Here is a 505-nt window from a genome sequence, read left to right on the forward strand (position 1 = left end):
TCCAGAACGCAGATGATGGTCGCGCCACTTTCGACATCACCGGGCCACTGACGTCAGTGGAACAAAACTCCGTCCTCTCCAGAGGAAGCTTTTCTACTGACATCAAAGGCAGCCTTGGCGACGGCGATAGCAGCTTCAAGAAGCGCTAGCGGTGCTTGCCTGTATGCGGGTCAATGTACCCCGGGTTGTTAGGGTTCGCCGGATTGCCGATCCAGAGCAATCCCGACCGCGGGTCCAACATGTCAAACCCAGCCCGGGAGTTTTTCACCGCCCGGTCATGGTCTTCCCAAATGCGCCTTGCGGCGTCCGATGCCTCTTCATCGGACAGCGGCGTTCCATCGCCTGGACCCACGAATCCGTCCAGACGCTCCCGGACATAGCCGACACCCAGCACCATGAGCGCCGTCATCGGGAAAAACAGGACGTTCAGATAGCCCGCAAGTGCGCCGCCATAGAATGCGGCGAGAACGTCAACGCGCGCCGTCGTCGCCATCCCCAGCCACCA

General features: G+C 60.4%; 1 protein-coding gene. It reads right to left on the minus strand.

The window, feature by feature from the left end; genetic code table 11:
* Window positions 1-145: 145 nt before the first annotated feature.
* The coding region (locus QHC67_RS19140; protein WP_319296761.1) for a hypothetical protein at window positions 146-505 on the minus strand (360 nt) is incomplete at its 5' end.

It is taken from the genome of Sphingobium sp. (assembly GCF_033795625.1).
In the GTDB taxonomy this organism is placed as follows: Bacteria; Pseudomonadota; Alphaproteobacteria; order Sphingomonadales; family Sphingomonadaceae; genus Sphingobium.